The 11,585-nt window shown below is 62.5% G+C and carries 10 protein-coding genes; 6 read left to right on the forward strand and 4 right to left on the reverse strand.

The features are described 5' to 3' along the window. Positions 1–61 precede the first annotated feature (61 nt). The 4 genes from VF672_RS10485 to VF672_RS10500 form a co-directional block, all read right to left on the reverse strand. Positions 62–1,399 (reverse strand): aromatic acid/H+ symport family MFS transporter, encoded by a 1,338-nt coding sequence (locus VF672_RS10485; RefSeq protein ID WP_331104395.1) that lies wholly within the window; start codon positions 1,397–1,399, stop codon positions 62–64. 124 nt (positions 1,400–1,523) lie between these two features. After that, entirely contained in the window at positions 1,524–2,447 is a 924-nt protein-coding gene (locus tag VF672_RS10490) for an NAD(P)-dependent oxidoreductase (protein WP_331104396.1), read from the reverse strand. Next, positions 2,444–3,751 (reverse strand): cation:dicarboxylate symporter family transporter, encoded by a 1,308-nt coding sequence (locus VF672_RS10495; RefSeq protein ID WP_331104398.1) that lies wholly within the window; start codon positions 3,749–3,751, stop codon positions 2,444–2,446. The genes VF672_RS10490 and VF672_RS10495 overlap by 4 nt, the downstream gene beginning before the upstream one ends. Positions 3,752–3,820: 69 nt before the next feature. Next, entirely contained in the window at positions 3,821–5,119 is a 1,299-nt protein-coding gene (locus VF672_RS10500) for an MFS transporter (protein ID WP_331104400.1), read from the reverse strand. A 275-nt stretch (positions 5,120–5,394) separates the two neighbouring features. Between VF672_RS10500 and VF672_RS10505 the strand changes: the two genes are divergently transcribed. The 6 genes from VF672_RS10505 to VF672_RS10530 all read left to right on the forward strand — a co-directional run bounded on the left by VF672_RS10505 (position 5,395) and on the right by VF672_RS10530 (position 11,556). Beyond that, the gene (locus tag VF672_RS10505; RefSeq protein ID WP_331104402.1) at positions 5,395–5,922 is read left to right on the forward strand and encodes a sigma-70 family RNA polymerase sigma factor; all 528 of its coding nucleotides are present in this window, start codon (positions 5,395–5,397) and stop codon (positions 5,920–5,922) included. Then, positions 5,919–6,857 (forward strand): DUF4880 domain-containing protein, encoded by a 939-nt coding sequence (locus tag VF672_RS10510; RefSeq protein ID WP_331104404.1) that lies wholly within the window; start codon positions 5,919–5,921, stop codon positions 6,855–6,857. Before VF672_RS10505 ends, VF672_RS10510 begins: the two co-directional genes overlap by 4 nt. 118 nt (positions 6,858–6,975) lie before the next feature. Next, on the forward strand, positions 6,976–9,363 hold the full coding sequence (locus tag VF672_RS10515; RefSeq protein ID WP_331104406.1) for a TonB-dependent siderophore receptor: 2,388 nt from the start codon (positions 6,976–6,978) through the stop codon (positions 9,361–9,363). Next, positions 9,357–9,704: a DUF3649 domain-containing protein gene (locus VF672_RS10520; protein ID WP_331104408.1), complete on the forward strand. Its 348-nt coding sequence runs from the start codon at positions 9,357–9,359 to the stop codon at positions 9,702–9,704. Before VF672_RS10515 ends, VF672_RS10520 begins: the two co-directional genes overlap by 7 nt. Beyond that, on the forward strand, positions 9,701–11,221 hold the full coding sequence (locus tag VF672_RS10525) for a PepSY-associated TM helix domain-containing protein (protein WP_331104410.1): 1,521 nt from the start codon (positions 9,701–9,703) through the stop codon (positions 11,219–11,221). Before VF672_RS10520 ends, VF672_RS10525 begins: the two co-directional genes overlap by 4 nt. Continuing rightward, positions 11,218–11,556 carry a DUF3325 domain-containing protein gene (locus VF672_RS10530; protein ID WP_331104413.1) on the forward strand — a complete coding sequence of 113 codons (339 nt, stop codon included), beginning with the start codon at positions 11,218–11,220 and terminating at the stop codon, positions 11,554–11,556. The genes VF672_RS10525 and VF672_RS10530 overlap by 4 nt, the downstream gene beginning before the upstream one ends. Positions 11,557–11,585: the final 29 nt, after the last annotated feature.

An 11,585-nucleotide genomic window follows, 5' to 3' on the forward strand; every position in this document is an offset into this window, starting at 1 on the left:
GTCAGGCCTCCATTGGTGAATCTTGATAGGGCAGCCACGCGCCGGGCGCCCTGTTTATGTATTAGTGTCCCGCCTGGACCTTCAGCTGCCCCGAAGCGGGCTTGGGTCCGGCCATGATGGCGATGGCAGCAAGTACTGCCGGTACGCCAAGCCCGGCGAAGATGACGTTCATGGGCAGCCCAAGGCTTAACATGGCGCCACCGCTCATGGAGGCGAAAATGCCGCCAAAGCGTCCGATGCCCAGCATCCAGCTCACGCCAGTGGCGCGGAAGTCGGTAGGGTACTGGCCCGGCGCGAAGGCATTGAGGCCAGTTTGCGCGCCGTTGATACAGAAGCCAGCGGCAAACACCAGCACACCGGGCGCCGAGGTGCCGATGTCGACGAAGCCCAGGGCGAAAATACACACCGCACCCCCGACATACGCCAGCGCAATGACGGCTTTTGGATTGAGCCGGTCCATCGCCGCACCCACCAGCAGAATGCCGATCAGGCCACCGAACTGGAACATGGCGGTGACGATCGCCGCACGTTCAAGACTCAGGCCCGCGTCCTTGATCAGGGTTGGCATCCAGCCCGTGAGCAGGTAAATGACCACCAGCCCCATAAAATAAGTGCACCACAGGCTCAGCGTGCGCCAGCGATAGTGATGATCGAACAAGCGCCAGACCTTGCTTCTGGCCGTCGCGCCTGCGGCAGTGGTTGCGAACACGACATCGTCTGCAAAGCGTGCCCCCATCCGCCGCAGCACCGCCATGATGGCGGGGCGTGGAAAACCCCGACTGATCATCAGGTCTACGGATTCCGGGAGCCGAAAATACAGCACGGGCAGCAGAAACAGCGGCAACACACCGCCGAGCATCAGCACCGCGTGCCAGCCGTACGCTGGAACCATCCAGGCCGAAACGAAGCCTCCCGAGGCCGATCCCAGACCGAAACCCATGAACATCAGGGTGATCAGAATGCCTCGTAACCGCTGCGGAATGTACTCGGACAGGAGTGTCGTACTGTTGGGCATTGCCGCGCCAAGCCCAAGCCCGGTCAAAAACCTTAACGCCGCAAGCTCCATCGGCGAGCGCGCGAACGCGCACAACAGGCTGAAAAACCCGAAGGCAGCCACCGACCACAGCAGTACACGTCGGCGTCCGAGGCGATCGGAATAGGGGCCTGAGATCAGCGCACCCACCGCCAGCCCGACCATGGCGGCCGCCATGATCGCGCCAAAGGCTGTGCGCGACATGTCCCAGTCGTGGATAACCGCTGGCGCAATGAAGCCCATGATGGCAGCGTCGAGGCCGTCAAAGGTCACGATCAGAAAACACAGCAGGAGAATCATCCACTGAAAAGGAGAGACGGCGCGGGCGTCGATCCATTGCTTGATGTCAACAGGGGAGGTGGTCATAGGCTTGCCTTTTTATTATTCGAGGGTGTCGCGAGCGTCCCCTTTACAGGCACGTTCCAGCCCCTGAAGCTTAATTCAAAGGCTGGTTTGCTTCGTCTGTGAACTGTTTAATGAGGGATCGCTTTTATTTATCAGGCTGTTCGATACGGAGATCGGGGCGGTGCAGGACGTCGATCAGTCGCTGCCACTCGAACGGCTCTGCATACACCAGGCCTTGTCTGGCCATCGCGTCAACCAGGCCCCGTTGCGTTGCAACGATGGCTCGGCTCATGTTCGGTTCTACACCCACGTCAGCGGCGGTCCGGGCAACTTCTTCCATCTCCTCGGCACGCCTGCGGCCGTGTTCGGCGACGCGACTGATCAGGTAGTGGGGCTGCTGCGCGTTCCACCCCATCTGCGGAAAGCTTTTGTGCAGCGATGCCAGCACCAGATCCTCGGCGCCGTATTGGCGTGCAGTCGAAAGACACTCTGTGGTGAGTGCTTCGAGGCCTTTGATCATGATGCTGCGGCACATCTTGATTGCGGAGGCGACGCCGATCCGGTCTGCCACGACGTTGACATTGAAGCCCAGCGGTTCAAGCCAGCGAGCCAACGCAGCGGCGTGATCACCGCCCAGCAGGATGGGGGTCTTGAGGCGTTGCGGGGGCACCGGGGCCATCACCGCTGCGTCCACATAATGGGCGCCGCTGGCCTGCAGCGCGCTGCCCGCCGCCTGTTTGGTCGTGGGCGCCACCGAGTTGATGTCCATGAACACCTGACCGGGCTGGAGCCGGACTGCAAGTTCAGTCGCGACGGATAACGCCGAGCCTGCCGTCACCGCCGAGATCACCAGCTGAACGCCGAGCGCGGCCGCCGCTGCCGAGTCGCAGACCTCCACTTGCGTTGCGGTCGCCTTGATCAGAATCGCATCGCGCCGTGCAGGGTCATCCAGCAGACGATCATAGACACGCACGTGTATGCCTTGCGCCGCCAGATCCTGGCCGATAATGCCGCCTGCCTCGCCGAAGCCGATCAGTGCGACAGAGGTCAATGGGTTGCTTGCAGTCATTTGGACGTTTCCTCCAGGGCCCGGCTTGGTACCGGATTGTTTGATGGGTCCGGGTTCAGGTAGGCCTCGAATCGCGCCTGGTCGAACAGCCGTTCCCAGCGGCAGATCACGAACACGGCGACGCTGTTGCCGATCACATTGGTGGTTGAGGTTGCGATAGCCAGTACACGGTCGATACCGAACAACAACCCCAGCGAGCCCAGCGGCAGTACCCTTACTGATTCCAGAGTTGCGGCGAGTTTGATCACCGCGCCTCCGGCGGCTCCTGCGCCGCCCTTGGAGGTCAGGAGCATGACGGCCAGCAGGCTCAGCGTCTGTTCGAGGCTCAACGGGGTGTCTGTCGCCTGGGCGAGAAATCCCAGACCGCAGGCCATGTAGAGGCAAGCGCCATCAATGTTGAAGCTGTAGCCGGCGGGCAGTACGAAGCCTACAACCGCTTCATCGCAACCGGCCTGGGTCAGCTTGGTCACCAGTTTTGGAAACGCCGCCTCGCTGGACGCAGTGCCCATTGCAATGATGGCTTCCTCTTTGATGACTCTGAGGATCTTGAAGAGCGAAAAACCGGCCAATGCCGCCACGCTCCCCAACACCAGGAAGATGAAGATCAGCACGCTCGCGTAATAGGTCAGGATGTAGCGCAACAGATAGAGCAGTGTTTGCGAGCCGAAACCGCCTACCGCAGCAGCCATCGCACCAAACGCACCGATCGGAGAGAGCCGCATGATGTAGCTCAGCAGCTTGAAGGTGACGGTCTGTCCCTCGGTGAGCAGACGCAGGCCGACCCAGTCCGGTTTGGCACATTGCGCCAGCGCCAGACCGATCAGAACAGACACGAAAAGGACCGGTAGGATGTCGCCATCGACGAAGGCGGAAGCGAGCGTCCTGGGGATGATCGCGAGCAGAAAATGCTCGGTGCTGAAACCGCCCGTACTGGACATCGCTGCGTTGACGGCGGCTGCCTGTCCGGCGGATAGGGTATCGCCCATGTAAGCGTGCAGCCCGTCACCGGGCCGCACCAGTGACACTACGGTAAATCCGACGACCATGGCCAGGCTGCTGACGACTTCGAAGTAGACGAGGGTCTTGATGCCGATGCGGCCGAGACGACGGAAATCGCCAATGTGGGCGATGCCATGCACGACCGTGAAGAAAATGATCGGGCCAAGCAGCATTTTCAGCAGCGAGATGAACGCTGTGCCAAGCGGTTTCATCTTTACCGCAATGTCAGGCGCGATCAGGCCTAGCGCAATGGCCAGGGCCATTGCGATCAGGACCTGAACGTAGAGCTTTGTGAGTACTTTCATAGGGCTCTCGACGTTATTGTTTTTGTCGAGCCAGAGGGTGGCACTCCACGCCACCCCGGGATAATGCGTTCAGCTTGTACGGCTATACCTTTCACTTATGGGGCGCTCGGCCACCGCAAGGGTCGCCGGCAAAGTGACTTCATCTGCAGTGAGGTCCGCGCCGGTGGCGTTGGGCAGGCAAAGCGCCGCGAGAAAACCGATCAGATAGGAGCCGATGGCGAAGGAGCCCATCGCCACCGGCAAGCTCATGTGCACCGAGGCGAAACCTACCGCAGCGGGCATGATCGAGCCAAAGCCACGGCCGAAGCTGGTGCAGAATCCGGCGCCGTTGGCGCGCATGCGGGTCGGGTAGAGTTCCGAGAAGGTCAACGGCAGGCCTGACGCGAGCCCGCCCTGAAAGGCGCCCAGCAGCAAGCCCAGCGCAAGGATCAGGTTCAGGTGAACGTCGGCGAACATATAGATTGAGACGACGACAGCCTGACACAGCAGAAACAGCATGAAGGCCCGGCCACGGCCGATCCGGTCGCTGAGCAGGCCGTAGGCGAACGGACCGATCAGCGAACCGACGATGTTGACCGCCAGATAACCCGACGTCGATGCGATGGGCAGGTTGAGCACCGTGCGCATGTAGGTCGGGAGCCAGGTGATCATGATGTAAGCGCCGCCAAAAATTCCGCTCGCCAGGACGGTACTGATGATCGTCACCCGACGATGCCCAGGTGCAAAGATCGCGCTCACATCCAGCCGATTACCGTTTTTGCGGCCCTGATTGAACGCCGCGGATTCCGGCACGAGGCGGCGAATGAACCAGATCAGCAAAGCAGGCAAGAGGCCGATGGCAAAAAATGCTCGCCAGGCGACATCCTCCGGCAAAAAGTTGAACAGCACCGGCATGGTCGCGAGCGAAATGGCATAGCCGACCGCGTAGCCACTCTGTACAGACGCGGCCACTCGACCCCGCAGGGCCGGTTTGATGGCTTCGCTGATCAGCACTGCCCCGACGACCGCCTCACCGCCGTAGCCGATGCCTTGCAGGAAACGCACCGGCAGGAAGCTCCAGAAGCCGGTGCAAAAAGCACCCATGCACGTAAAAGCGGCGACCCACAACACCGTGCCCTGCATCACTTTGATGCGGCCATAACGGTCCGCGAGCATCCCGGCTCCCCAGCCTCCGACCGCGCTGCCTATCAGCGACACCGACCCGAGCAGCCCGGCGTCTGATTTGCTCAGGCTGAGTACGGTCATCAGGACCGGCATCATCAAGGCAAAGATGGTCGCGTCCATCGAGTCGAGCGTGAACCCCCCGAAGCAGGCCCAGTACGTGCGCTTTTCAGTAGAGGAGAGATCGGAGTACCAACCCAGCCGCATGGTGTGATCCTTGTTTTTATGGAATTCACCGCGAGGGTATAGGCATGCGACGGCCTGCCTCAGTCAAAAGGCTTATCGAGCCAGCGTTTCTTCTTATGGGCGCACGTGCGGGGCTTTGACAAGGAGCGCCGCCCCCCCCTGACGAGCGCAAACACCTCACAGCACCCATCTTTACGCACCTTTTCCGGCATTTTGGCATGCCACCCACGCTTGCCGTTGCGGGAGTCTCTGCAATTTGCCAGAATTGATAAACATTCTCATTAGTTAATCATTCCATGGCAGCCTGCTCCAGCGTTACCCGCGTCAGTCTGACGGCCAGGCAAAGTCTGCTTCACCAATTGTTCGGCGACCACCACGGCTGGTTGTTTGATCGGTTGCGGGCGCGACTGGGCTGTCCCAGTGATGCCGCCGACATGGCTTCGGAGACTTTTGCGCAGGTCGTGGCGCTGGAAGATCCCCACACGATCTGCGAGCCCCGCGCACTGTTGACGACCATTGCCAAACGCCTGATCTACGCCAGCTGGCGACGCCGCGACCTGGAGCGCGCCTATCTCGAAGCACTGGCCCTTGAGCCGGAGCAATACGCGCCGTCCGCCGAGCAGCAGGCGTTGGCGGTGGAGGCGCTGATCGAGATCGATCGAATGCTCGACGGCCTGTCCTCAAAAGCCCGCGCCGCCTTTCTTTACAGTCAGCTCGACGGCATGACCTACGCCGACATTGCTCGCGAGCTGGGCGTTTCCGCGCCCCGCGTTCACCAGTATGTGGTTAAGGGCCTGCGTGCCTGTTTCGAGGTCCGCCCGTGAATGCGCTGACCGAGGCTGTCCAGGAGGCGATTGAATGGATGGCGCTTCAGCGTTCGGGTCAGTTCGACGCGCAGCAACAGCAGGCCTTCCACCGTTGGCTGGCGACGGACCGGCAGCATCAGCAGGCCTGGCAGCAACTCGAACAGCGCGTGCAGACGACCTTTGCCAACGTCGAAGGGGTGTCCGGACGCATGCTCGCGGCGGACCCGCCGATGCGTCGACGTACCTTTTTACGGGGCGCGCTGGGTCTGGGCGGGTTGGCCGCAGGCACGTTCTGCCTGACCCGACCGGGTTGGCAGTTGGCGGGGCTGCGCGCTGACGCGAGCACCGGAACCGCACAGCGTGAGCGCATCACCCTGGCCGACGGGTCCTCCTTGCTGCTCAACGCGCAAAGCGCGGTGAATCTGGACTTCGAAGGTCGCAAGCGCCATGTGCAATTGCTCGACGGCGGTGCGATCGCCGACGTTCGGGCATGTGATCGCGATGCGTTGCGCCTCTCTTCGCGTCTGGGCAGCGCCAGCACGGCCGAGGGCCGCTGCATGATGACGTTGCTGTCAGACGAAGTGCAGGTGTGGGCGCTGCAACGGTCCGTGGCGTTGACTCACCTGGATGGTTCGCGAATAACCCTCGGCGAAGGGCAGGGCGCACGATTCACCCGCGGCGGCATCGAGCGCCTCGGCACCTCCGCGACCGGCGCCTCGGCCTGGTCCCGGGGCATGCTGGAAGCGCGTAACCAGAACCTGTCGACGGTCATCGAGGCTTTGCGCCCGTACCACCGCGGCGTGCTGACCCTGAGTCCCGATGCCGCGCGATTGAAGATCTCCGGGCTGTTCAGTCTCGACAACAGCCATCAGGCGCTGGCGGCCATGGCCGATGTGCTGCCGCTGCGCGTGGAGCACTTTCTCGGGCTGTGGACCCTCGTCACCCTTGGCTGAGCGGAGCCGGAAATTTATTTTGACCTGGCCCTTAATATTTCGCCGGTCTGGCGCACATGGAAGGCAGTGCTGTGCCATTTGCAGCGGTTCTGTCCCGACACCGGAGAGTCATTCACTCATGCGTTCTCAGCTTCTATGCCCGCTGGCCATTGCGACCAGCGTATTCCTTGCGCCCGTCGATTTCACCCTCGCTGCGGAAACGGGCAGTGTGGCGGCGCTGCAGCATTACGCACTGCCGGCGGGGCCGCTCGACGCGACGCTGCTTGCCATCGGTCAGCGCAGTGGCCGCCAGGTGGTGTTCGTGCCGGATGATGTCAGCGGGCGTCAGGCCCATGCGGTGTCGGGCCAGCTCACGGCAGAGCAGGCCATCAGCCAGGCCTTGCAGGGCAGCGGGTTGTCTTTGCTCATCAGCGGCAGCGGTGCGTTGACCGTTCAGCCTGAGGCGTCGGTGATGACGCTGGGGGTTTCGAACATTGATGCGGTGTCCGACCGGGAATCGGCGTACGGCCCGGTTTATGGTTACGTCGCCAAGCGGGCGGCGAGCGCGACCAAGACCGACACGCCACTGATCGAAACTCCGCAGTCGGTGTCCGTGGTCACTCGAGCCGAAATGGACGACCGCAAAAGCGACACCCTGGCCGACGCTCTGGGTTATACGCCCGGGTTCGTCAGCCAGCCCAACGGCTTCAGCCGGGTCGCGGACGATTACACGCTGCGCGGTTTCAACGTCGGATCCGGCACCGGCGGCATGCTGCTTGACGGCATGAAGCTGCAATCGAGCGTCTACGACGGCGGCATCGAGCCGTTCGGTCTGGAACGCGTCGAAGTGCTCAAGGGTGCTTCTTCGGTGTTGTATGGGCAGCTGTCGCCGGGCGGGTTGATCAACGCGGTCAGCAAGCGTCCCACCGATACGCCGTTGCACCGTGTGAACGTCGAATACGGCAGCCATGATCGCAAGCAGTACAGCTTCGACCTCAGTGGGCCGCTGGACGATCAGGGCGAATTCTCCTACCGGCTGGACGGGTTGTGGCGGGATGCAGACACCCAGGTCGACCACATCCGTGACGACAAGCGCTTCATCGCACCGTCGTTCACCTGGAAGCCCAATGAAGACACATCGCTGACGGTGCTGGCCAGTCACACCGAAGCGCTGACCGGCCTGACGCCGCCACTGACCTACGCCATGACCACCTACAGCCCGACACCGGGCCGCAAAATCGGGCGCACGGATTTCGTCGGAGAGCCCGGCTACGATCATTTCAACAGCCGCATCGACACCTTCGGCTATGTGTTCGAGCACAACCTGAGCGATACCCTCAAAGTCCGGCATTCGTTGCGCTACTACCAGTCCAGCGTGTCCTGGAACTACCTGCTGCCGTTTGCCATTTCCGGCCACTCGCTGAGCCGCCGCTACAGCGAGCGGGAAGAGCGCTCCACTGGCTGGACGAGCGACAACAACGTGGAATGGAAGATCGAATCGGGCCGCTGGAGCCACACGCTTCTGGCGGGTGCCGACTATTACCACAAGACCTATGACACCCATCGCAACATCAGCGCCACGGTGGCGCAGCTGGCGCCGAGCCTGAACCTGTCGACGTATGCCTACACCGGTGTCGGGACCAACACGGCGCCGGAGTCCGGCTGGGATATTCACAGCCGTCAGGCGGGCGTTTATCTGCAGGACCAGATCAAGTTCGACGACCACTGGGTGTTGCTGCTGGGGGGCCGTCAGGATTGGGCCGAGAGTCGCAATTACAGCTTCGTGAATGGCACGCGCACGCCCCGCAGCGACCAAAAACCGACCGGGCGCATCGCGCTGCTGTATCTGTTTGATAACGGCATTGCGCCCTATGTCAGCTATAGCCAGTCATTCCAGCCGGCCGATGTCGCCAATCCCGGCGTGGCGGGCACGTTCGACCCGATTGAGGGCGAGCAGTACGAAGTGGGTATTCGCTATCAGCCACCGGGCAGCAATACGATGCTCAGTGCCGCGGTGTACCAGCTGACACAGACCAACGCCATTACTTACGACGCGCTGACCGCGCAGTACGAGCAATATGGGAAAAGCCGTTCCAAGGGAGTGGAACTCGAGGCCAAGACCGACCTGACCGAAAACCTCAGCGTGACCGGTGGCTACTCCTACACCGATGCCCATGTGCTGGAAGACAATGTCGCGAGCAACGCAGGAAAGCGCATCGAAGGCGTGCCCTACCACAACGCCTCGTTCTGGACTGACTATCGCCTGGCGCAGTTCGGCCTGCCGCAGGTCAAGGTCGGCCTGGGCGCGCTCTACACCGGCACTACACGCACAACACCCACGGTCACCGATCGCAAGATCCCTGCCTACACGCGATTCGATGCGCGGGTGAGCTACGACATCGACGAGCATTGGCAGGTGGCAGCCAAGGCACAGAACCTGAGCAATGAGTCGTATCTGTCGTGCACGACTTCATGCCGTTACGGCGACGAGCGCAGCGTGATCGGCTCGGTGAGCTACCAATGGTAAAACCTGAAAAGCCGGCGCTGTCCGTCCGCTATCGGCTGGGCGTGACGTCGCGCCTGCTGGCGGCCGTGGTGGGCGGCTACGTCTGCACCGCGCTGGCGACGGCATGCCTGGCGCTGGGTGTGTTCCGCGGCATGTCAGTGCCCAGAGCGGAGGCCGCGCTGGGTGCGACGATGCCGGCGTTCCTGATCTTCTGCGCGGCGGTCATCTGGGTGTTCGCGGCACGCTCCGCCTGGCGCGCCTGGTACGGGCTCATGATGCCCTGTCTGCTCCTCGGCGTTGCCTACCTGTGGTTGTCGGAGGCGTGGCGCCCATGGGCCGCGCTTGTCGGAGTGACGCCATGAAAAACGGCTTGCGGCAAAGCATGGCGTGGCTGCACACCTGGTCCGGACTGGTCGTGGGATGGTTGTTGCTGGCGATTTTCCTGACCGGCACCGCCAGCTATTACCGAGGCGAAATAACCGCCTGGATGCACCCGGAAATCGAGGCCGCGTCACCGGCCAGCGAGCCTGATTCCCTTAGGCAGGCGATGGCCTGGTTGCAAGACCGCGCACCGGAGGCCGGCGCCTGGCTGATCGATTTGCCCACCGAACGTCTGCCGGTGACGCAGGTCATGTGGCAAGGGGCAGGGGAGCGGCGCTTCAACAGTGAGTGGCTGAACCCTGCATCGGCAGAGCCGCTGCCGCCGCGCAAGACCTTTGGCGGTGATTTCTTCTACGGCTTTCACTTCCAGCTCAGCCTGCCGCCGCTGATCGGCCGCTGGATCGTGGGCATCGCCAGCATGGCGATGTTCATCGCCATCGTCACCGGCGTGATCATCCACCGCAGAATCTTCAAGGACTTCTTCACCTTCCGTCCCGGCAAGGGCCAACGCTCCTGGCTGGACGCGCACAACACCCTCAGCGTGCTGGCTTTGCCTTTCCATGCGCTGATCACTTACACGGGGCTGGTGACGTTGATGTTCATGTACGTCCCCTGGGGGATCAATATGGTCTACGGCAATGATCGCGGGGCATTTTTCCGGGACGTCCGCGACTTCACCCCGCCCGCAACGCCGACCGCCGAAAAGGCTGCGTTGGTCCCTTATTCAACCCTGATCGATCAAGCGCGACAGCAATGGGGGAAAGGGCACATTGCGCGCGTGGCAATCAACTCGCCCGGTGCCGTCAACGCACGGATTGAATTGATCAGGGACACACAGGACCAGGTTTCCTCACAACCCCAGCGGCTGGTGCAGGACGGTGCGGGCGCAACGTGGACCGAAGTCGTGACCTCGACGGGGCCGGCCAAAGCGTTCTATGGCGTCATGTACGGCCTGCACCTGGCGCATTTCGCCGACCCTTTGCTGCGCGCTTTGCTGTTTGTCAGCGGTCTGGGCGGCAGCGCGATGATCGCGACCGGCCTGCAGCTCTGGGTCGTCAAGCGCAGACGCGAGGCGGCCGGTGGACTTTATCGCCGCATAGAAGGGTTGAACGTGGCCGCCATTCTGGGGCTGCCCATGGCCATGGCGGGGTTTCTCTGGGCCAACCGCCTGGTACCCGGCGACGTGCCGGGTCGGGACGTGCGGGAAATCCAAGTGTTCTTCGCACTCTGGCTGTTCACGTTCGTCCACGCCCAGTTGCGCTCGCCGCGCAATGCCTGGCGGGAACAGGCGTTGCTCTGCTGCGCAGCGTTCGGTGGGCTGCCGGTGCTTGACTGGATGACCGGCCCACAGCCGGCCAATGCGGTGAATCTGGTGTGCGGCCTGTTCGCCGCGAGTTTTGCCTGCGTTGCCTGGCGCCTGTATCGACCTGCCGCGAAGCGCGACGCCAAGGCGGTCCGGGTTGCCGCCCCCAACCGTCAACAGGCGTCCGGTCGATGAGTCTTCTGACCTGGAGCGCGTTGCTGTACGCCAGCCTGACTGCGGTGTGCCTGTCGATGAGCCGTCATCAACGCGACGCTTTCGAGGGACGGCAGCCCTGGCCCGGTCCGGGCGCTCTACGGGCGCTCGGCTTCACGGGTATCGGCATCTCGCTGATCTGTTGCCTGATGAGCGCGCCGGGCGGCAAGTCGTGGGTCATGTGGTTTTGCGCGTTCACTGCATGGGGTTACGCAATAAACCTGGCGTTGGCGTACGCGCCGCGCTTCATGCCTCTGGCAGGCAAGGTCGCGCTCGGCGTGGCGTTGGTGTCGGCAGCGGTGCAGGTCCTCGGCTGAAGACCTGGCTCGTAGCGCCCTGAGCCGGG

Source organism: Pseudomonas sp. (assembly GCF_036387035.1).
Lineage (GTDB): Bacteria > Pseudomonadota > Gammaproteobacteria > Pseudomonadales > Pseudomonadaceae > Aquipseudomonas.